We start from the raw sequence: 19,207 nt of genomic DNA, 5'->3' as shown, positions 1-19,207 counted from the left end.
TGCGGATGTGGTCGCGGACTTCCATCGGATCCGCAATCGGCGGAACCATTGCCGGCGGGGGCGAGCGGGATGCCACCCTCGCTCGGCGTAAAGGCCGGAACCCAAGGCGTCCGGAGGACGTGGGGCCTTCAGTTTGACGTCCGGCTATGCGGTGGCACGTCCGTGCGGTGGTTTCGGGATCGGCCCCTGGAAGTGGTGGCCGTTGAGGAGCGCGTTCCCGAGGGGAGTGAGCGTGTGTAGTACGGCGTTGCCGTGCCGGGTGGTGGTGACGAGGCCGGCCTGGCGGAGGATGGTGGCGTGCTCGCTGGCGCTGGGCGGGGATGCGCAGATTCGCTCGGCCAGTTGTCCGGTGGTGCAGGGGCCGTCGCCGATGGCGTCGAGGGTGCGGGCGCGCGTGCGGCCCAGGAGGGCGGACAGCGCTTTGTCCAGTCCACTTTCCGGTGTCGTCAGCAGGCCGGCGGCGTCGGTGACGTTGCGGATGACGGGTATGAACAGCAGGACGGGCGCCTGATCGTCCGTGGGGCTGGTGTAGGTGATGGGCCTGGTCTGGCAGAAGGCGGAGGGAACCAGCAACAGACCTCGGCCGGCCAGTTCGACGGTACCGGTGAGTGCTCCTCGGCCGATCTCCAGAGTCGGGGCCTGCCAGCGGAATCCGGGCGGCAGCCCCGCGAGCATCGCTTCCACTCCGTGCTCCGCGAGTGTGCGGGCATGACCGGCCTGCTCGGCCTGTAAGCGTGACAGGATGCGCGGCCAATAAGGGGCTACGGCAGCGCGGTGAGAGTCCTGGAGATAGGCCACCAGTTCCTCGCGGTCCGCGCGGTGGTGCGCAATGTCTCCCCATGCGGTACCCGCCCACGGTCCCGTGCAACGCGAGTAGCGGACGCGGGCGTGGGCCGCTCCGGCGAGTTCGGCGTGCAGGTGGTCCGCTCGGGCCGCGCGCACAGCCTCGAGGCCTTCCTCTATCGAGGTTGACGCTCCCGTCACGGTGAACAGATCCATGAAGGCCTCGTGGAAGAGAGCCGAAGCCGGATGCGTTCGAGCGGCCGACTCGGCCTGGACCCTCTGACGCCAAGCACCGAACAGAGCTTCCCCCTGGGGCTGTTGCAGGGTCGTCAGGGAGAAGAACGTCTCGCCGAGCGGGCCCCACGTCGCGGCGATCCGAGTCCTGACCAGGTCTTCCGACGTGAACGTGATGCGCAGCACGAGATGTCCTTCTGAGGTGGCGTGAAGGTCATCTTCTCCGGATGCCTCGGACCGCGCCAAGGCGGTTTTGCGACAGGCGTTTCGGCGACGGCCGAAAGGGTTTCGGTCCGCGAGTGCTCCGCTGCCAGGATTGTCCCGAGGGTGACCGCACAGCCGGGACGGGCAGCCGAGCCCTCGGCCACCTGGAAGAAGTCACCCGCGTCTGACGGAGGCGGTCGAAATCGGCATGACCTCAATGAGGCCGCAAGGCGCCGGCGGCCGGATGCTCGCCGGACTCGCCGGACTCGCCGGATGTTCGAACGATGACGCTTGACAGGGGGTTCTTGATGCTTCGGCCCGCAAATCCGGACGATGTGGGAACGATCGCGGAGATCTGGCAACGAGGGTGGCGTGAAAGCCATCTGGGGCACGTTCCCGATACTCTCGTCGCCGTACGCGGCGCGACGTCGTTCAGGACACGGGCGCTCGAACGTATCAACGCCACGGTCGTCGTCGACACCGATCAAGCGGTGGCGGGTTTCGTAACGGTGATCGACGACGAGGTGGAACAGATCTACGTGTCGAAAGAGCGCCGCGGCATCGGGGTGGGGGACTTACTGCTCGCGGAAGCCGAGCGCCTCGTCGGCGCCGGCGGCCATGATCGGGCCTGGTTGGCCGTCGTGGGCGGCAACACCCGGGCCCGCAGATTCTACGCACGCAACGGCTGGACCGACGAAGGCTTGTTCGACTATCCGGCGGACAGCGTCACGGGCTCCGTCCTCGTCCCCTGCCACCGCTACATCAAGCCCGTCGCGAGACATCCGACGAGCCACTGACCTTCACTCCCCCGGCAAGTGCGGAGGACTCCGACGGCCATCGCGAGAACACGGGGTGCGTTCACAGGCGTGCGTTCGGGGAACGCGGGAAACGCGAGATCGTCTTCTCGCGAGACGGAGGGGACGCGGACGGCGCCGAGCAGCTGTTCGATGTTCTGGCCGACGGCCGGCCCGAGGCATACCGGCGGTTCGCCGCCGACTACTACGAGGTCGCCGTCGACCTCGAGGTCGTACGCCACGTCTATGCCCTGCGCCCCCTGTCACAGGCCCTCGTCTCGTCGCTCAACCCGGAGGCGAGCGTGGGCGAACTCGCCGAGGACTTGGCCCGGATCGGGTATGCGCTTCCGTGAAGGGCGTTGCCGGCACCCGAGGGCCGTGAGCGCCCGAAACAACCACCGACACGAGCCATGTCACCCGACCACCGACACCACCGGAGCCCAAGTCGTGGAGGACAGGCCGACATTCGACCTCTGCCCGGCCCCTAACCCTCGCCGTCGCACCGATCCGCCAGGACCGACGCTGCCAGGAACCACCACGCGGGACGCGGTCTTAGACTCGGAGTTGCGGCGTGGCACGGGGCTCGCCGGGCAAGGGGACAAGCGTGCGGAATCGAACGGACTCCCACTCGGCCGACGGGTGGACGCAGTACGACGAATACCTCTGGCACACCTGCGACATCGTGGCCGATGTCGTCACCGGCCAGGCGGACCGCCGCCCGCTCGTCGCGAGCACGGCCCGGATCGAGCCGGGTGAGCGCGTACTCGCGACCGGAGCGGGGGAGCATTTCCGACTGCGCGCGGTGGGCAACGGCAGTTACCGCAGCACCGGCGTGGCCGCGATCGGGAAGCCGGGGTTCGTGGTGGGCGCGCTGGCCCTGAACGCTTTGGGCAACGCGGCGCGCCGCAAGCGTGCGCAGCAGGACACCGTCCCGCGCTGGGTGCACGACGGCGGCGGCGAACTGACCATCACGCAGATGTCCGCGTACCTCGCGCATCCGCGCAACCCGCTGAGCCTCGGCTTCACCGGTCTCGACCAGATCGACCTGCCCGAGCCCGGCGTCTTCGAGGCCCGCTACCACGACATGTACGGCAAGGGCTACATGTGCGTGCGCGTCAACACCCCGTGGGCATCCCTGATGTTCGCGCTGGCGGCCCTCGCGGCGTTTCCGGCCCACCCACGGCTGCTGGGCGGCGCGTGGCTCCCTCCGGGTTTCGAGGAGCGCTGCGCCCACTTCGGCCGACCGGTACGCCCCGCCCAGCGACTGGTGTTGGGCCAGGGCTAGGACGGGTACTCATCGGCCGGGCGTCGGTTCCGCCGGGCGCCTCGGCCGTCGTGTCCACGTCGATTCTCACGGGCTGGGGCGTGGCGGACGATGGTGCGCGTGAACCTGTCCGATGGGAGTGCCGGGGCGGCCGTCGCCTTGACGCTGTGTGATCCGGCTTGGGTGCCGGACCTCGCGGCGCGGTTGCGCGAGCCGCTCCTGGACGCCCTCGCCCGGGCACCGCATCTGCCGCCGGAGCTCGTCCGGCGCCTGCCGGCGAGCGCCGGCCCCGAGGCCCACGCGGCTCTCGCCCGCGACACGCTCGCGCGCGAGACCGCGCTGACGGCGGATGTCGCGACGGAACACGCGGCACGGACGCCCGGTTTCCTCCGCTCCCCCGCGGCCCGCGAGCTGATCCGCCGCGTCCGTACCCGACTCGACCACGCCGACGCGTGGGTGGTCGCGGTGCGCCTGCTGCCCGAGTTCACCGGCACCCTCCTCGAACTCGTCGACACCGCGGCCACCGCGACCGGCCACTCCATCCCCGCGCCCTGATCCGCGACACACGCAGGGCGGGACCGCGCGTGGAAGACGTCGAGCAATGGGTCAAGACGCGTAGCACCGGCGGCCACTGGTCCGCCTGGCACCGGGCGTAGGTCGGACGGGCCTCAGAGGGGAGTGTGCACGACCGCCTCCGTGCCGACCCGATCCCGCACCACCTGCCGGAAATGGGCGCACCGGGTGAAGTCCTCCTGAGCGCAGTCGAGGGCACATTCGACGAGTTCGAGTGATGCCTGCGCAGCCGCGATACGAGAGCGGAGCGCATCGGCCTCTTCGCACAGGATGTTCCGTCGCTGCCCGGCATCGGCGGTGGCGACCAGCGCGCGGATGGTGTCGAGGGAGAGCCCTGCCTCCTTGCCTCGCAGGATGACGGCGACACGGGTGAGGTCGGCAGTGCGGTAGCGGCGGCGGCCGGCGGCGTCGCGGGCGGGGGCCAGCAGCCCCATCGCCTCCCAGTGACGCAGGACGTGTGTGGCCAGACCGAAGCGTTCGGCAAGGGCGCCGATGCTCATCAGGCCACGCTCACCGCCGACGAGCGTCTTGGATTCGCTTGACTTCATCCCGACATTAAGTCCCAACCTGATGCTCATGACCAGGGAAACGGAACAGACACCCCCGCCGACGGACCACCTCATCGCCCGGCTCGACGCCGCCGATCGCCTGCCGGGCGCAAAGGAACTGCGCTCCCTCTCCTACGACTTGCTCGGCGCCGGACCCGGAAAATCCGTCGTGGACGTGGGCTGCGGCGCCGGACGAGCCGTGGCGGAACTGGCCGAGCGGGACGTGCGGGCCGTCGGAGTGGACCCGAACGAGCGCATGATCGCGGTCGCCCGCGGCCGGTGGCCCGAAGCGGACTTCCGGATCGCAGGAGCGTACGAACTCCCGCTGCCGGACGCCTCGATGGACGGCTACCGCGCCGACAAGGTGTTCCATGAACTGACCGAGCCGGAGCGGGCACTGGCCGAGGCCCGCAGGGTTCTCACGCCCGGCGGGCGCATCGTGCTGTTCGGCCAGGACTGGGACACCTTCGTGATCGACTCCGACGATCCGGCCCTCACCCGCACCATCGTGCACGCCCGCGCCGAGATGACCACCAGCCCTCGTGCTGCTCGTCGGTACCGCAACCTGCTGCTGGACGCCTGGTTCGGCGACGTGACGGTCGAGGTGCACACGGGCGTTTTCACGGGGCCGACCCTGTTGCCCTTGCTCACCGGACTGGCCGAGGGAGCCTGCTCCACCGGCGCCGTCACGCGCGAGCGGACGGACGGCTGGATCGCCGAGCAGCGTGCGCGGGCCGAGGCCGACCGCCTCTTCCTGGCCATGCCGATGTTCCTGGCGACGGCGACCGCACCACGGTGAGGTGGGGCCACCCGATCGAGCCCGAGCCGCGGCCCCGCGTCCATGACCTGGCGCCCCGCCGATCGCCCGCTGTCCACCGCGCCGTGTTCTACCTCGACTCGGTGTGGGCGCCGGTCATCAGCGCGGCGAGATCCTCGGGGGCGAGGAAGGACGGCGGGGGCGGCGGGCCCCAGTTGAACAGGCCCTTGGCACCTTCGAGGACCTCGGGCGTCCACAGGCTGTCCTCGGGGATGCAGTCGAGATCGGAGTAGTACTCGCTGAAGTTGCCCGCGGGGTCCTTGAGGTACCAGAAGAAGTTCGAGCCGGCGTGATGGCGGCCCAGACCCCACACGTGGCGTTCCGGGTGGTCCTCGAGCATCGCGGCGGCGCCTCGGCCGACCTCGTCGATGTCGTCGACCTGCCACGAGGTGTGGTGCAGGTAGGGGACGGGGGCCGCGAGCACGAGCAGGTTGTGGTGGTCGGTCGAACAGCGCAGGAACGCGCCGGCGCCCTTGATGATGTCGCTGGTCTTGAATCCGAGCCCGTCGGTGAAGAAGGCGGTGGAGACGTCGAGGTCGGGGCTGCCGAGGACCACGTGCCCGAGCTTGCGCGGCCGTACCGGGCCGGTGCGCAGGACGCCGGGCGCCCGGCCCGCACGCTCCACGCGCCCGGGGCCGTTGTACGGGGTGGGCGGCGCCGGGTCCTGACCGAGCCTGGGTGCGACCTCCACGACGGCGCGCACACCGGTGGGCCGGTCGTACGCGGTCAGCGTCGCGCCGGCCATTTCACCGGCTGCGCCCAGGCGCTCCAGGCGCGCGGAGGCGGCGGCCAGGTCGTCGGGGGTGTCGACTCCGACGCGTATTTCGACCAGGCGGCGCGAGGCGGCGGGGACGATCCGCAGTTGGCGGCCCGCGTCGCGGGTGGTGAACCAGCCGTCGGTGTCGGGGCACAGACCGAACTCGGTGTAGTACTCGGCCGTTCGCGCGACGGCGGGGACGCCGATGGTGACGGAGATCAGGCGGTGCAGGGCCATGACGGTTCCTCTGCGGGGGCACGGTCCGGCGGGATGGCCGGAGAGTCGGGGTGATCGGATGGCGGGCCGGTGCACCGGGGGATCGTCCCACGAAGGCCCTGCCGTCACCTTCGACGGTGAGAGCGTCTTCGTTGCTCGGGCGCTGATCTCTGCGCCGTGCGCCATGTCACCGCCATCGCGAAGCCGACGGAAACGGCTGCCCGGAACGGCGCTCAGCCTCCTTCGAGTTCGCGGCGCACGGTGGCGGCGATGCGGGTGAGTGCGATCCCGAGGTGACGGCGCTGCGCGGCGGTGAGCGGGTCGAACACGAGCCGCTTCACCTGTGCGACGTGCTCCGGTGCGCTCTGCACGAGCTTCTGCCGGCCGGCGTCGGTCAGGGTGGCGAGGGTGTATCGACCGTCGCCGGGGTCGGGTCGGCGGGTGACCCAGTCGCGGGCTTCGAAGCGGTCCATCGCCTTCGACAGGCGGGGTTGGGTGCTGTCGCAGACCCGGGCCAGGTCGCTGAGCCGCATCGTGGCCTCGTCCGCCATGGACAGCCGGGCCAGGACCCCGTACTCGAAGTTGGAGATGCCTGCGTCTCGCTGCAGTTGTCGGTCGAGGGCCGCCGGGAGGGCGATGACGACCGTGAGCAGCGCCTGCCACAGGTCCTGCTGGTCGTCGTCGAGCCAGGGTGACTGGGTGTCCATGAGCCCCATCATACTTGCCCGGGAAACCGACATCACTTGCCTGGGCAAGCCTTCAGGGGCTAGGTTTTCACTTGCCTGGGCAAGTGACCGTACTTGCCCAGGCAAGTGAAGGAGCTGATTTCGATGCCCACCACGAGCAGCCTGGCCGCACCGAACGGCCCGGCCTTCCCGAACGGCTTGACCTCCCCGAACGGCTTGACCTCCCACGTCCCGTCGCACACACCGGCCGCGGCATACGACGACCTCCTTGCCCGGGTCCTGCCGCAAGCACGCCAGCAACGGGTGTGGAGTCCCTCCGACGGGCCCCTGCCCAGCCTCTTCGTCAGCCACGGCGCGCCGTTCACCCTGGACGATCCGCAGTGGCTCGCCGACCTCTTCGACTGGGCCCGGTCGATGCCCAAGCCCCGGGCCGTCGTCGTCGTCTCGGCGCACTGGGAACGAGCACCGGTCGCGATCTCCGGAACCGCGGCCGGCACCCCGCTCCACTATGACTTCAGCGGCTTCCACCCCCGCTACAAGACCCTCCCCTACCCGACTCCGGACGCCGGCGACCTGGCTCGGCGGCTCACGGGCCTGCTGGGCCGGACACCGGTGCACGAGTTCGCCGGCCGCGGCCTCGACCACGGCGCCTTCATCCCGCTCATGGCCATGTATCCCGCGGCCGACGTCCCGGTCGTGCAGCTGTCCATGCCCAGCCTCGATCCCGGCGCCCTGCTCGGGCTCGGGGCCCGCCTGCGGCCGTTGCGCGAGGAAGGCGTCCTCGTGCTCGGGTCGGGCTTCATGACGCACAGCTTCGCCGTCTTCCGCCGGCCGGAACTCGCCGCCGACACCACGGCCTTCGACGAATGGGCCGTCGACGCCCTCGCCCGGGGCGACGCCGACGCCCTCGCCGACTACCGCGTCAAGGCACCCGGCGCCGCGGTCGCCCATCCGACGGCCGAACACTTCGTCCCGCTGCTGCTCACCGTCGGCGCCGCCGACGACCCCGGCAGCGCCGTGAGTGCCATCGACCGCATGGTGATGGGCAACTCCACCCGGTCGGTACAGCTGACCTGAGCACCTCGACGTGCTTCACCTTCCCCCCGATCGCCTCGTCCGTCGGCGACGACACCGACACACCCTGGAGGAAAATCCCATGAAGGCAATACGTTTCCACGAGTTCGGCGGCACCGAGGTCCTGCGCTACGAGGACGTCGACCGTCCGGTCCCCGGTGCCGGCCAGGTGCTGGTGCGGGTGGCGGCCACCTCGTTCAACCCCGTCGACGACCACATCCGCGCCGGCGTCCTGGCCGAGATGATCCCGATCGCTCTCCCGTACGTGCCGGGGATCGACCTGGCGGGCACCGTCGCCGAACTCGGCGCGGACGTGACGGGCCTGGAGGTGGGCGACCGGGTCGTGGCGATGCTGCCCCTCGACACCGCCGGCGCCGCCGCCGAGTACGTGCTCGCCCCGGCCGAATCCCTGGCCCCGGCGCCCCGGACCATCGAGCTGATCGACGCCGCGGCGCTGCCGCTGACCGGCCTGGCGGCCTGGCAGACGGCGTTCGAACTCGCCGAGTTGAAGCCCGGTCGGACGGTCCTGGTCAACGGGGCCGGGGGCGCGGTGGGCAGCCTCGTGGTGCAACTCGCCGTCGACGCGGGAGCGCACGTGACCGCGGTGGACGCGCCGCAGCACGCCGACCGCCTTCGCGGCTACGGCGCCGACCGGGTCGTCGGCCCCCTCGACCTCGCCGCGGGCCCGGCCGCCGTGGGCGGTCCGTTCCAGGTCGTGGTCAACCACGTGCGCGTCTCCCCGGAGGAACTCGCGCAACTGACCCACTACGTCGCCGACAGCGGGATCGCCGCCAGCACCGCCGGCCCGATTCCCGAGGACCCCGCGCGCGGGGTGCGCAGCGCGAGCCTGTGGGTCCGCAGCGACGGAGCCCAGCTGACCGAGCTGGTCGCCAAGGTGGATGCCGGCAAGCTCCGGATCCACGTCGCCGCCCGCCGCCCGGTGGCCGAGCTGTCCGCCATGCACGAGGAAGCCGGCGCCGGCCGGCTGCCCGGCAAGACGGTCGTGCTCGTTCCCTGATCCCACCCTGCCCGGACCGCCCGCCGTTGGTCCTCGTCGCCGACGGGAGTCCGGGTGTTCACGCGGACCGCCGGGGGCGGCCCGATCGAGGAACGCGCGTAGCGCGGACTCGGGCGCCTCGGAGGCAACGGCCCGGGCGGGACCGGTCGGCCCGGCATGCGGCGGCCGACCGGTGTCGGTACGGGCGCGATCAGAGCTTGCGGGCGACGCCGCCGAACTCGATCCATTCGGCGGTCTCCTGGGTCGGCCCGGGCGTCGCGTCCGGGCGCCAGGTGGAGACCTCGACGAGGCCGGGGGCGAGCAGTTCCAGGCCGCTGAAGTACGTCTCGACGTCCGCCGCCTCGCGGACGCGGCCCCAGTTGCCCTGGGTGGCGGTGAGCATGAAGTCGCTGAGCCGCTTGCGTACTTCGGAGTCCGCCGAGACCAGGTGCGAGATGACGACGAAGCTGCCCGGGGCGAGCCGGTCCATGACGCGTTCGACCAGAGCCGCCGGTTCGTCGCTGTCCGGCAGGCAGTGCAGGACCGAGACGAACAGCGCCGCCGTCGGCTCGGTGAAGTCGATCAGCTTGGTCACGTCGGCGTTGTTCATGATCGCGTCGGTGTCCCGAAAGTCCGCGGTGATCACGGTCGTTCGGTCGTTGTCCGCGAGAATCGCGCGCCCGTGCGCCAACACGATCGGGTCGTGATCGATGTAGACGACGCGCGACGCCGGATCGATGCGCTGCGCTATCTGGTGCACGTTGTCCTGGGTGGGCAGGCCCGATCCGTGGTCGAGGAACTGCCGCACGCCGTACTCGCTCGCCAGCACCCGGACCGCGCGCTGGAGGAAACGCCGGTTGTTGATCGCGAGCGCGCGCGTGCCCGGCGCCGCTTTGGACAACTCCTCGGAGGCCTCGCGGTCGGCTCGGTAGTTGTCCTTGCCGCCGAGATAGTAGTCGTACATTCGTGCCACGCTGGGAACGCCGATATCGAACCCGCCCGGCGGGTTGTCCTTCGCCCGATCCCGGGCATCGTCCTGCGCGTCGATCGAGCGCTCTGTCATGCGAATCCCCCACGGATAACCGGCAATTGACTGCGCGTCACACGATATGAACACGCGGGCACAGCCTAACCGACGCTTGACCGAGTCCACATCCTCGACGCGGTGCGGTCCCGCGATCCGAGGCCGAGGGCGGGTCCGTCCGCCTTTCGAGTCGAACCGAGCTCAGCCGAGACCCCGATGAGCGGCCCACAACTCCCCGGCACGGCCGGCAGCGCCGGCGACCAGGGCCGCCAGTTCGGGCTTGTCGGGGACAGGGAAGGAGACATACGCGCCCCGACCGCCGCCGACCGGCCGGCCGTAGGCCTTCACGGCGAGGTGACCGTCCGGGAGAAGCCGGACGTTGAGTGTGGTCAGCGTGAACGCTTCACCGCGACGAGTGTCCGTCCAGCGGAGCGCCTGCGGGATCGTGACATTGATCGCGAGAGCACTCACTTCCAGGTCGCTGCTCATGGACGAATGATCTCAACACATGGAGGCCGTACTCAACGTACCGACCACCACGGCGACCCTGATCCGAGCGATCCCACCGAGCCGACCGATCCCACCGATCCGCGCGTCGCCCGAGCCCGCACGCCGGATCGTGCCACGTGATCCGTGCCCGGCAAGGCCTTGCCGAAGCAACGCGGACCCGTACCCCGACGGCTCGCCCTCGTACATCGGCCTCGGCGCGAAGCAGCGCCGACCTTGCCCTTGCACAGGGTCAGGGTCAGGGTCAGAGTACGGTCGGACCATGCGGCGAGCCGCTGGGAGTGGGTAACGACCACCATGCACTTGTTCCGGTCGTGGCCGGCTCCCGGAGGATGAAGATGTCGAGGATGCCCTGCGTCGTGTCCTCCGCCACACCGGGAATGCAGGGGCTGCGGATCGCGGTCACGTTCACCGGCCACCGATTCCCGACGAAGGTGTCGAGCCCGGCAGGTGACGCGCTGTCGGCCGACCCGGGGGCGGGCTCGGCCGGGTGGCGGGTGAGGTGACCATCGGCGATACCGTCGCACAGTCGGCCTGTGCCGGTTCGGGGATGCCGGGGACTACGCGTATCGCGGCCGTATCGAAAACGGGATACGCCCCCGCAACGGTCCTTCGTCTTCAGTGAAGGCATGGACCACACCACATCACCGCAGCCGGAGCCGTACGTCGTGCCGCCCGACGCCCACACGATCACCATACCGGCGCAGCCCGCCACGCCTCCCGCGGCGCCGGCGCGCGAGCCGACCGGCCGCCGGCGGGGGGTGAGGGTCGCGTGGGTACTGGGCGGTCTGCTGGCGCTCGGCGCGACGGGCGCCATCGGGGTCGAACTGCTCGGCGGCGACGGCGGGAAGGCCGATACCGCCACCCCGATCGCCGAATCCGCTTCGGCCTCCGCCTCGGCCTCTGCGTCCGGACCGCCGAAGAACGACGTGGACGCGCCGACCGACCCGAGCGCACTGACGCGACCCGCGTACACCGCGTACAACCGCATCAAGGCGGACATGGCGAAGGAGGGCATCACCCTCTCCCTCACCTCGGGCAAACGTTCGTGGACGCACCAACAAGAGCTGTGGGAGGAGGAGTTGAAGGCGAAGGGTTCGCGCCAGGCGGCGATGCGGCGGGTGTTGCCCCCGGAGATGTCGCTGCACGTACACGGCCTGGCGATCGACATCGCGCCGCGCGCCGCGCAGACCTGGCTCGACCGCAAGGGCTCCGCGTACGGCTGGTGCCGCCCATACGACAACGAAGCGTGGCATTACGAATACAAGGCGTCATACACAAAGGGCTGCCCAACACGCAAGGCGGGCCCGTGGGAGTGACAGCCGCGAGCAGTACCAGCGGTGGCACAGACCCACATACGCACCTCGCACGCAGCGGCCGCCGGGCAGCCGAATCCGGGAACCGGCCGGACGGACCCATCTGCCACGCCTGCCGCGAACGGGCCTTGCGGAACGGGGAGTTGGGGCTTCCCTCGGGGCATACCGCCACCGCCGTCGCCCCATCATGCCCCGCCACCGTGCGCAAACGCGCGACGCCGAGCGTACTGATCGGTCCGTGCACCCGGGGATCACGCCGTGATACCCATTCCCGACCCCGAGACTCGTCGATCATGTTCCGGATGTACCAGGGACCGTCGGGCCCGGGTCGGCGCCAGATGTCGTGAACCTCCGGCGACGGGACCTCGTCGGGCTCCCACGGACGCAGGCTGCCCGGGCGGATCGGCGGCCCACCATGGCCGGCCCGACAGAGCCTGCTGGACCACGAGCTGGTCACGCCGCAGCAGCAGGACATCGGTGTCGCCCTGGTTTCGGATTCGGCGGCCCACCGCGAGTTCGATCGCGAACCTCCGGCCGCCCACCAGCAGGACTCCAAGCCGGACAACCTCGCTCGGAGGAGCCGGATCCCACCTGGAAAACGGCAACGGCGACACCGAGGCTGGTGTCCGCGTGTTCGGGCCGCCGCGGGTGAGGCTGGAGAAGCGCGATCGGCATCAGGCCCAGCGCGTCAAGCCGCCGTTGACGTCTGGCTGGGCCGCGGTTTCCGTGATGAGGACGGCAGTGGTGACCGGGCCCGGGGTGCCACCGGTGGCCGAGCCGGCCACCGCTGCCCGGACGGCGCGGGCGACTTCCACCGGAAGGTATCCGGGGGCGACCGCGAGCCGAACTTCGATGTGCCGGCCGGGTGGATCGTCATGTTGCTCCACCTTGACCGGGCGGCTTCCCAGCAGGGTGGTGAGGTGGGCGACGCCCGGAACGGCCGCCGCGACGTCGGCCAGCTCTCCGGCGAGCCCCCGCATGGATCCTGTTTTTGTCGCAGGGGGCAAGCCCCGCGCCGCTGCGGCTTTCTGCGGGGCCCTCGGTACGGTCTGAGAATTCCCGCCTGTCTCCGGGCCCTCATGGAGATCGGTGACGCGCAAGTCGGCTGTCACGGTGGACAGGCCGAGCCGTTCGGTGGCCGCCTTGAGCAGTGTGTTCCTCAACTGGTCGGCGGTGTGAGGCAGTGGCTGCCGGAGGGATGCTGCGAACGCGGCCTCGATCCGGAGCGGGCCGGGCGGTAGCGCGCTGACCGGCGGACGGACGGCCGGCTCGGAGACGGGCTCGAGTGGTGCCGGCCCGATGCGCAGCGACTGCAGCCAAACACCGGGAACCTCGGTGGCAGCGCGCCCCAAGGCCCGGCCGGCCGCTTGCTCGGTAATCCATGTCCCGTCGTCGGGCCCGCCGAGCGGGAGCAGCCGGCCCAGGTCGAGCTGGTGCCGTACTGCCTGCGTCCACGTCTCGGTTCTCACCGACCCCCACCCCCTTTTCTTCCATGGCTGCGGTTCTCGCCGTGCCGCGTTGCGCCCGGAGTGTCCGCGAGGGGCCCGGGCAGGGACGCTCGGGCCACTCGTTGGAGCACTCCGCCTCACAGTCCACATGCCCGTCAAAACACCATAAATAGTCTGTACTCTTAATAAAGGTTGCAAATTGGGCTTCTGTGAGAGAGGAATGTCCCGATGACTGAGAACCCCGGCGCAGAGCCTGGCGGTGCGCCCGGTTCTCGCGGCCGTGGAAGTCAACATCCTGGTCAGCGACGTGAAGCTGCCCGACGAGGAGGACGAAGGGGAAGAGCGGCAGCGCATCCGCCGGCCGGGGCGGAGCAGCTCGCTTGAGTGAAGGAGCGCGTGATGAGCAGGGCTGTGGTGGGCTTGATGGTCGGAATGGCGCTGGGTTTCGCCGCGTATTTCGGTGGCTTCTGGGCTTTCCTGCTGGTGCTGGGGCTGGGCGTCGTCGGCCTCGCGCTCGGGCGGTTCATGGAAGGTGACCTCGAACTGGGCGACTTCGTCCGCCGCCGGGACCGGCAGGAGGGGACCCGCGATGACCGGCGACGGGGTCGAGGAGACGGGCTGCGGTGACGGGTGAAGCCGATCTGCGTCCGGGCCATCCTCGCGGGAGCGCGGTGCGATCATCGTCGCCGACCGGACCGTTGCAAGGATCGCTTCCCAGGTGGCGCACGAGGCACTGAGCAGGTTCACCGAATCGACCGGCCAGTTGCCACCCGGCCGCCGGACGCCACACGTGACCGCATCCGTGCGGAGGGCACCGGAGCGGAACACCCCGGGACCAGACGCCGAGTCTGCCGGCAGACGGCAGGGGCAGTCGGCAGGCGGTGCCCGGTGAGGCACGTATGCGCATCACCGTCGAACTTCGGCGCCGCACCGCTCCGACACCGCCACGATCACGCGCCCCGGGGGCGTGACTCGGCAGCACCGCCCACCCACTCGACGGTTGCCCCCTCGGTCGACCGCGTCAGAGCAGCCACGGGACCGAGGGAAGTCCCAGGCCTTCTCGCAGACCGGACAGGGCACGGGCGTCCGGTGATCGGGGCCGTTCGGCTCGGGCGGGGGAAGCGGTGCCTCCCCCACCGGTTGCGGGCCGGGGTGGGCGGGGTTCGACTGGGAGAAGGGGTCAAGAGCGCGCGGGCCGCGTGTCACCAGGGCTGTGTTGTCGAGCCCGTCCATGGACCGCCGGTCGGCGCCACGCACGACAGGAGCCATCCTCGTGGACGACTATCCGCTCCTCAACGCCTTCCTCACCATGTTGTGGCTGTTCCTGTGGATCCTGTGGTTCTTCCTGCTGTTCCGGATCATCACGGATCTGCTGCGTGACGACAGCCTCGGCGGCTGGGCCAAGACCGGATGGATGGTCTTCGTGATCGCCCTGCCGTTCCTGGGTGTGTTCGTCTACGTGATCGCCCGCGGCAGCGGCATGGGCAGGCGTGACGCCGCCCAGGCCAAGCAACAGAACGAGGCCTTCCAGGCGTACGTCCGTGAAGCCGCAGGCACCAACAGGCAGGCCACCGGCGTCGAGGAGCTCTCCAGGCTGGCGCAGCTCAAGAGCAACGGCGACATCTCCGCCGAAGAGTTCGAAGTGGCCAAGCGCAAGCTGCTCGCGTGACCCGACCCGGCGTGAACACGCAGCACTCTCGGGTACGGGCAGACGCCGGCGGATGCGCCGCCGGTGGCCCGAGTACAGGAGTTGACATGAGCGACGCACCGTACGAGCCCGGACCGATCGACTACCTGGTGGTGGAGTTCCCCGGAAGTCGGATGACCGGCGAAGGGCTCCCCCTCCTGGTCGATCTGGTCGACCGCGGCATCATCCGGATCCTGGATCTGGTCTTCGTCATGAAGGAACAGGACGGGTCGATCCGCGGCGTCGAACTCACCGACCTGACCGGCGACAGCGAGCTCGACCTCACCGTTTTCGAGGGCGTCTCCTCGGGTCTGCTCGGCGAGGACGAGATCGACGAGGTGAGCGGGGTCCTCGAACCCGGCAGCTCCGCGGGTGTCCTGGTCTACGAGAACGCGTGGGCCGGCCCGTTGGCCGCCGCCCTGCGGCGCGGCGGGGGCCGGCTCGTCGCCAACGGACGCATCCCGGTCGAGGACGTCCTGGCGTCGCTGGAGGCTGCCGAGTCCAACGCCTGAGTTCGCTCCCGACCGAATTGCGTGAGTCAAGGAGAAACACCATGCCTGGTCTATTGCGCGGTATCGCCCGCACCGCCGTGGTCGCCGGGACCGCCACCGCGGTCTCCAACCGGGTCTCCCGGCGACAGGCGGGCCGCTGGGCGGAGCAGGACGCACCACCGGCCGCGGCCGAGCCCGCCCCCGCGCCGGCCCAGCCGTCGTCGGACGACGAGATGAGCGGCAAACTCGCCCAACTCAGGGAACTCGGCGAACTCAAGAGCCAAGGCGTACTCACCGAAAGCGAGTTCCAGGCCCAGAAGTCCCGAATCCTCGGCTCGTGAGCACCGTCACGGGACTTCGGCCGCGAGACCTCTCCGGTCGCGGGGTCTTTTGGGTGGCAAGGGCAAGGGGCCCGGCTGGGTGGCAAGGGCAAGGGGCCCGGCACCAGGTGATGCCGGGCCCGCCCCCTGCCACGCATGGGCCCGCCGACGACCGGCGGATCCACGGGGGCGGCCCGCCTACTGGCGGGCCATGTGCATGCGCATCTCGCTCTCGGCGTCGACGATGAGGTCGCCGGACAAGTCGACGGTGACGCTGTGCAGGGTGCCGGTGAAGCGGAACGGCGCCCGGTAGTCGGGGGTGACGGCAGAACCGGGGTTGAGGCCGCAGGCCATGCCACCCGGATTGAACGCGATCGGGGTGGTCACCGGCATGTCGCTCCAGCCGACCAGACGGCCGTCGATGTACAGCTGCGCCCGGCCGGGTGCGCCCTTGCCCTGGGCCATGTCCGGGAGGCCGGTGGGCTCGAATTCGAAACGCAGCGCGTGTCGCCCCTCGGGCACGTTCTCGCCGGAGACCACGTGGTGCAGGGCCCGCTGGAGGTAGTTGTGGGCGTAGTGCAGCCGGCCGTCCTTGACGTAGAGGGACCAGCCGCCGGAGTTGGTGCCCTGGCAGAGCAGGACGCCCTGGGCACCGCCGGGCGGGATCTCGACGTCGGCGACGACGCTGTGCGGGCGGTTGAGGACGCGGGGCGCGACCGCGGCGGGCAGGGTCTGGGTACCGGGACGAAACGTGTAGCTGGTCCGGTCCTCGGTGATCTGTGGGCGCCGGGTCATCAACCGTTCCAGGGCGCTGCCGTCGATCGGCAGCACGTTGTACCTGCCGGCCTCCACGTACCACAGGGCGATCATCTCGATCAGCTTGCCGCGGTGCTCCCGGGCGAGGTTCCGCGTCTCGGCGACGTCCTCGTCGACGTGGTACAGCTCCCAGTGGTGGGCGTCGAGGTCGTCGAGGTCCGCCATGGTGATCGGAGTACCGAACGGCCGCTCGGCCTCGGCGAAGGAGGGGCCGGGCCAGGGGCAGACCGCCCGCCATCCGTCGTGGTCGATCGCCCGATGCCCGAACATCTCGTAGTACTGGGTGCGGTGGCGGCTCGCCGCAGAGGCGTCGTCGAAGGTGTGCGCGAAGCTGACCCCGTGCAGCGGTGACTGGGTGACCCCTCGGATGGTCGCGGGCGGTTCGATCCCGAGCACGTCGAGGACCGTGGGCACCATGTCGATGATGTGCGCGAACTGGTCGCGCACCTCGCCGCGGGCCCGGATACCGTCGGGCCAGTGGACGAGGAACGGGTCGCTGACACCCCCTCGGTAGGTCTCCCGCTTCCACCGCCGGAACGGCGTGTTGCCCGCCCATGTCCAACCCCACGGATAGTGGTTGAACGTGGCAGGACTGCCGATCTCCTCGATCCGCGCCAGGCTCGCCTCCAGCGTCTCGGGCGCGTTGTTGAAGAACTGCAGCTCGTTGGTGGTGCCGGTGACCCCGCCCTCGGCGCTCGCACCGTTGTCGGAGACCATCATGATCAGCGTGTTGTCGAACGCGCCGGTCTCCTTCAGGAAGTCCACGAGCCGCCCGATGTGGTGATCGGTGTGGGAGAGGAACCCGGCGTAGACCTCCATCATCCGCGCGGCCAGACGCCGCGCGTCCGGGGACAACGACTCCCACTCCGGCACGTCCGGATCGTGCGGGGACAGCTTCGCGTCCGCGGGCACCACACCGAGTTCCTTCTGCCGGGCGAAGGTCCGCTCGCGGTAGGCGTCCCAACCGTCGTCGAACCGTCCCCGGTAGCGGTCCGCCCACGCGGCCGGCACATGGTGCGGGGCGTGGGTGGCGCCCGGGCACAGGTTCAGAAAGAACGGCTTGTCCGGGGCGACCTGTTTCGCGTCGGCGATGAACGCCATCGCCCGCTCGACGAGGTCCTCCGTCAGGTGGTAGCCCTCCTCCGGCGTGGCCGGCGGCTCGACCTGGTGGTTGTCGTACACCAGGTCCGGATACCACTGGCTCGTGTCCCCTCCCAGGAACCCGTAGAACCGCTCGAAGCCCCGCCCCAGCGGCCAACGATCGTAGGGGCCCGCCGCAGACTCCTGCTCCGAGGGCATCAGATGCCACTTGCCGACCATGTACGTGTTGTAGCCCTGCTGCAGCAGCATCTCCGACAGGAATCCGTTCTCGAACGGGATCTGCCCGTCGTAGCCCGGATACCCGGTGGCCAATTCCGTGATCGCCGCCATGCCGTTGGCGTGGTGATTGCGGCCTGTGATGATGCACGAGCGCGACGGCGAGCACAGCGCGGTGGTGTGCATGTTGCTGTAGAGCAGCCCGCCCGCGGCCAGCGCGTCCAGATTCGGCGTCTCGATCGGACTGCCGTAGCAGCCCAATTGCCCGAACCCCGTGTCGTCGAACACGATGAACAACACGTTCGGCGCGCCCGCCGCCGCCCGCACCGGTTGCGGCCACGCCGGACGGGACTCCTCCGTCGTGCGCCCGATCACCCCCGGGAACCGCTGCCCCGTCCGATACTCGCTCCACGACGACTGCGCCATCTCGGTCTCCGTCCCACCACCGGCGCGAGCACGGTGATGTGTGTGCGGCTGTGCGGTCCGCCGCGACCACGGAGCCCTGCCACCGAAGTGGGATCCGTATCGGGCACGCGCGGGCGGGAGGCCCTGGCCGACGGCCGGAGCCGGGTCCGGCCTCCTCGACGTTAGGCCGTCACCGTCCCCACTGCGATCGGGGTGCGCCGTCCGGATGAGAAGGCCGTCGCCCGGCGCACCTTCGCGGAAACGCGGCCCGACGCATGCTCGACCGGCGAAGGGCTCCCCCTGGTCGATCCGGTCGACCGGGGCATCATCCGGATCCTTGATCCGGTCTGCGTCACGAAGGAGCAGCCCGCCCCCGCGCCGGCCCAGCCGTCGTCGGACGACGAGATGAGCGGCAAACTCGCCCAACTCAGGGAACTCGGCGAACTCAAGAGCCAAGGCGTACTCACCGAAAGCGAGTTCCAGGCCCAGAAGTCCCGAATCCTCGGCTCGTGAGCGTCGCCACGGGGGGCTGCGGCCGCGAGGGCTTTTCGGTCGCGTGAATTCTCCGTCACGAGGGGCCCGGCACCATGATGATGCCGGGCCCGCCCACTGCCATGCGTGGACTCGCCGACGGCCGGCGACTCGCTGTCACTAAGTGACTTTACGTGCACACCCTTCGATGTGCAACCATATCGTTGGCAATGCTCGACTCGGAGCCGTCGGCATGCCGGACACGCGCTTCCGTTCTCGGAACTGCGCGGTCGGGCGGATGCGTGACCTGCGAGATCCGTGAGGTCGATGTTTCGCGATTCGTGCGCTGGATCCGCACATCGACCTGCGGATCCAGCGCACGAATCGCGAAGCCCAGCGGGCGGGCGGGTGGGAGGTAGTGCCCCGACGCCAACCCGCCGGGGCCCTTCGCGCGCACC

General features: G+C 70.1%; 21 protein-coding genes. 12 read left to right on the top strand and 9 right to left on the bottom strand.

Features of this window, described 5'->3' with window-relative positions; genetic code table 11:
- Positions 1-144 precede the first annotated feature (144 nt).
- Positions 145-1,203 (bottom strand): ArsR family transcriptional regulator, encoded by a 1,059-nt coding sequence (locus ACFZBU_RS47020; protein WP_391590002.1) that lies wholly within the window; start codon positions 1,201-1,203, stop codon positions 145-147.
- Between the two features lie 302 nt (positions 1,204-1,505).
- Between ACFZBU_RS47020 and ACFZBU_RS47015 the strand changes: the two genes are divergently transcribed.
- The 3 genes from ACFZBU_RS47015 (at position 1,506) to ACFZBU_RS47005 (ending at position 3,834) form a co-directional block, all read left to right on the top strand.
- On the top strand, positions 1,506-2,018 hold the full coding sequence (locus tag ACFZBU_RS47015; RefSeq protein WP_391590001.1) for a GNAT family N-acetyltransferase: 513 nt from the start codon (positions 1,506-1,508) through the stop codon (positions 2,016-2,018).
- A 601-nt stretch (positions 2,019-2,619) separates the two neighbouring features.
- The gene (locus ACFZBU_RS47010) at positions 2,620-3,300 is read left to right on the top strand and encodes a hypothetical protein (RefSeq protein WP_391590000.1); all 681 of its coding nucleotides are present in this window, start codon (positions 2,620-2,622) and stop codon (positions 3,298-3,300) included.
- A 99-nt stretch (positions 3,301-3,399) separates the two neighbouring features.
- Entirely contained in the window at positions 3,400-3,834 is a 435-nt protein-coding gene (locus ACFZBU_RS47005) for a hypothetical protein (protein ID WP_391589999.1), read from the top strand.
- A 113-nt stretch (positions 3,835-3,947) separates the two neighbouring features.
- Here the strand turns inward: ACFZBU_RS47005 and ACFZBU_RS47000 are convergent, their stop codons facing one another.
- A complete protein-coding gene (locus ACFZBU_RS47000) occupies positions 3,948-4,400 on the bottom strand; it encodes a MerR family transcriptional regulator (RefSeq protein ID WP_391589998.1) in 453 nt (150 codons plus the stop codon).
- Between the two features lie 28 nt (positions 4,401-4,428).
- Between ACFZBU_RS47000 and ACFZBU_RS46995 the strand changes: the two genes are divergently transcribed.
- Complete coding sequence (locus tag ACFZBU_RS46995) at positions 4,429-5,199, top strand: methyltransferase domain-containing protein (protein WP_391589997.1); 771 nt, start codon at positions 4,429-4,431, stop codon at positions 5,197-5,199.
- Positions 5,200-5,287: 88 nt separating this feature from the next.
- On the opposite strand, the gene ACFZBU_RS46990 is transcribed toward ACFZBU_RS46995, so the two are convergent.
- Positions 5,288-6,211, bottom strand: a complete 924-nt coding sequence (locus ACFZBU_RS46990) for a VOC family protein (RefSeq protein WP_391589996.1) — start codon at positions 6,209-6,211, stop codon at positions 5,288-5,290.
- A 212-nt stretch (positions 6,212-6,423) separates the two neighbouring features.
- On the bottom strand, positions 6,424-6,897 hold the full coding sequence (locus tag ACFZBU_RS46985; RefSeq protein ID WP_391589995.1) for a MarR family winged helix-turn-helix transcriptional regulator: 474 nt from the start codon (positions 6,895-6,897) through the stop codon (positions 6,424-6,426).
- A gap of 123 nt (positions 6,898-7,020) precedes the next feature.
- Between ACFZBU_RS46985 and ACFZBU_RS46980 the strand changes: the two genes are divergently transcribed.
- Together ACFZBU_RS46980 and ACFZBU_RS46975 are read left to right on the top strand one after the other, a co-directional pair.
- Complete coding sequence (locus ACFZBU_RS46980; protein WP_391589994.1) at positions 7,021-7,953, top strand: DODA-type extradiol aromatic ring-opening family dioxygenase; 933 nt, start codon at positions 7,021-7,023, stop codon at positions 7,951-7,953.
- A 79-nt stretch (positions 7,954-8,032) separates the two neighbouring features.
- Complete coding sequence (locus ACFZBU_RS46975) at positions 8,033-8,968, top strand: NADP-dependent oxidoreductase (protein WP_391589993.1); 936 nt, start codon at positions 8,033-8,035, stop codon at positions 8,966-8,968.
- Positions 8,969-9,158: 190 nt separating this feature from the next.
- Here the strand turns inward: ACFZBU_RS46975 and ACFZBU_RS46970 are convergent, their stop codons facing one another.
- Positions 9,159-10,010, bottom strand: a complete 852-nt coding sequence (locus ACFZBU_RS46970) for an SAM-dependent methyltransferase (RefSeq protein WP_391589992.1) — start codon at positions 10,008-10,010, stop codon at positions 9,159-9,161.
- A 162-nt stretch (positions 10,011-10,172) separates the two neighbouring features.
- Positions 10,173-10,460 (bottom strand): hypothetical protein, encoded by a 288-nt coding sequence (locus ACFZBU_RS46965; RefSeq protein WP_391589991.1) that lies wholly within the window; start codon positions 10,458-10,460, stop codon positions 10,173-10,175.
- A gap of 647 nt (positions 10,461-11,107) precedes the next feature.
- On the opposite strand from ACFZBU_RS46965, the gene ACFZBU_RS46960 reads away from it, so the two are divergent.
- On the top strand, positions 11,108-11,797 hold the full coding sequence (locus ACFZBU_RS46960; protein WP_391589990.1) for a D-alanyl-D-alanine carboxypeptidase family protein: 690 nt from the start codon (positions 11,108-11,110) through the stop codon (positions 11,795-11,797).
- A gap of 671 nt (positions 11,798-12,468) precedes the next feature.
- On the opposite strand, the gene ACFZBU_RS46955 is transcribed toward ACFZBU_RS46960, so the two are convergent.
- Positions 12,469-13,263: a hypothetical protein gene (locus tag ACFZBU_RS46955; protein ID WP_391589989.1), complete on the bottom strand. Its 795-nt coding sequence runs from the start codon at positions 13,261-13,263 to the stop codon at positions 12,469-12,471.
- A gap of 378 nt (positions 13,264-13,641) precedes the next feature.
- Here ACFZBU_RS46955 and ACFZBU_RS46950 point away from each other — a divergent pair, with 378 nt between their 5' ends.
- From ACFZBU_RS46950 to ACFZBU_RS46935, 4 genes are all read left to right on the top strand, one after another.
- Positions 13,642-13,869 carry a hypothetical protein gene (locus ACFZBU_RS46950; RefSeq protein WP_391589988.1) on the top strand — a complete coding sequence of 76 codons (228 nt, stop codon included), beginning with the start codon at positions 13,642-13,644 and terminating at the stop codon, positions 13,867-13,869.
- Positions 13,870-14,515: 646 nt separating this feature from the next.
- The gene (locus tag ACFZBU_RS46945) at positions 14,516-14,911 is read left to right on the top strand and encodes an SHOCT domain-containing protein (RefSeq protein ID WP_391589987.1); all 396 of its coding nucleotides are present in this window, start codon (positions 14,516-14,518) and stop codon (positions 14,909-14,911) included.
- An 86-nt stretch (positions 14,912-14,997) separates the two neighbouring features.
- Complete coding sequence (locus tag ACFZBU_RS46940; protein WP_391589986.1) at positions 14,998-15,441, top strand: DUF6325 family protein; 444 nt, start codon at positions 14,998-15,000, stop codon at positions 15,439-15,441.
- A 41-nt stretch (positions 15,442-15,482) separates the two neighbouring features.
- Positions 15,483-15,761 (top strand): SHOCT domain-containing protein, encoded by a 279-nt coding sequence (locus tag ACFZBU_RS46935; RefSeq protein WP_391589985.1) that lies wholly within the window; start codon positions 15,483-15,485, stop codon positions 15,759-15,761.
- Positions 15,762-15,938: 177 nt separating this feature from the next.
- Here the strand turns inward: ACFZBU_RS46935 and ACFZBU_RS46930 are convergent, their stop codons facing one another.
- Complete coding sequence (locus ACFZBU_RS46930; protein ID WP_391589984.1) at positions 15,939-18,299, bottom strand: arylsulfatase; 2,361 nt, start codon at positions 18,297-18,299, stop codon at positions 15,939-15,941.
- 192 nt (positions 18,300-18,491) lie between these two features.
- On the opposite strand from ACFZBU_RS46930, the gene ACFZBU_RS46925 reads away from it, so the two are divergent.
- Positions 18,492-18,791, top strand: a complete 300-nt coding sequence (locus ACFZBU_RS46925; protein ID WP_391589983.1) for an SHOCT domain-containing protein — start codon at positions 18,492-18,494, stop codon at positions 18,789-18,791.
- A gap of 148 nt (positions 18,792-18,939) precedes the next feature.
- Here ACFZBU_RS46925 and ACFZBU_RS46920 read toward each other — a convergent pair.
- Positions 18,940-19,207, bottom strand: a 268-nt coding sequence (locus tag ACFZBU_RS46920) for a hypothetical protein (RefSeq protein WP_391589982.1), incomplete at its 5' end; no start/stop codon positions are given.

The sequence above is a fragment of the Embleya sp. NPDC008237 genome (assembly GCF_042956465.1).
Lineage (GTDB): Bacteria > Actinomycetota > Actinomycetes > Streptomycetales > Streptomycetaceae > Embleya.
The sequence above is the reverse complement of the archived record's forward strand: the minus strand, read 5'-3'. Positions and strand labels throughout refer to the sequence as shown.

What these genes read in the sequence shown, in the direction of transcription:
- ACFZBU_RS47015 (WP_391590001.1), top strand. Translation starts at nt 1,506, where the DNA reads ATGACGCTTGACAGGGGGTTCTTGATGCTTCGGCCCGCAAATCCGGAC.
- ACFZBU_RS46970 (WP_391589992.1), bottom strand. Translation starts at nt 10,010, where the DNA reads ATGACAGAGCGCTCGATCGACGCGCAGGACGATGCCCGGGATCGGGCG.
- ACFZBU_RS46960 (WP_391589990.1), top strand. Translation starts at nt 11,108, where the DNA reads ATGGACCACACCACATCACCGCAGCCGGAGCCGTACGTCGTGCCGCCC.
- ACFZBU_RS46930 (WP_391589984.1), bottom strand. Translation starts at nt 18,299, where the DNA reads ATGGCGCAGTCGTCGTGGAGCGAGTATCGGACGGGGCAGCGGTTCCCG.
- ACFZBU_RS47000 (WP_391589998.1), bottom strand. Translation starts at nt 4,400, where the DNA reads ATGAAGTCAAGCGAATCCAAGACGCTCGTCGGCGGTGAGCGTGGCCTG.
- ACFZBU_RS46935 (WP_391589985.1), top strand. Translation starts at nt 15,483, where the DNA reads ATGCCTGGTCTATTGCGCGGTATCGCCCGCACCGCCGTGGTCGCCGGG.
- ACFZBU_RS46975 (WP_391589993.1), top strand. Translation starts at nt 8,033, where the DNA reads ATGAAGGCAATACGTTTCCACGAGTTCGGCGGCACCGAGGTCCTGCGC.
- ACFZBU_RS46940 (WP_391589986.1), top strand. Translation starts at nt 14,998, where the DNA reads ATGAGCGACGCACCGTACGAGCCCGGACCGATCGACTACCTGGTGGTG.
- ACFZBU_RS46980 (WP_391589994.1), top strand. Translation starts at nt 7,021, where the DNA reads ATGCCCACCACGAGCAGCCTGGCCGCACCGAACGGCCCGGCCTTCCCG.
- ACFZBU_RS46950 (WP_391589988.1), top strand. Translation starts at nt 13,642, where the DNA reads ATGAGCAGGGCTGTGGTGGGCTTGATGGTCGGAATGGCGCTGGGTTTC.
- ACFZBU_RS46990 (WP_391589996.1), bottom strand. Translation starts at nt 6,211, where the DNA reads ATGGCCCTGCACCGCCTGATCTCCGTCACCATCGGCGTCCCCGCCGTC.
- ACFZBU_RS46995 (WP_391589997.1), top strand. Translation starts at nt 4,429, where the DNA reads ATGACCAGGGAAACGGAACAGACACCCCCGCCGACGGACCACCTCATC.
- ACFZBU_RS46965 (WP_391589991.1), bottom strand. Translation starts at nt 10,460, where the DNA reads ATGAGCAGCGACCTGGAAGTGAGTGCTCTCGCGATCAATGTCACGATC.
- ACFZBU_RS46985 (WP_391589995.1), bottom strand. Translation starts at nt 6,897, where the DNA reads ATGGACACCCAGTCACCCTGGCTCGACGACGACCAGCAGGACCTGTGG.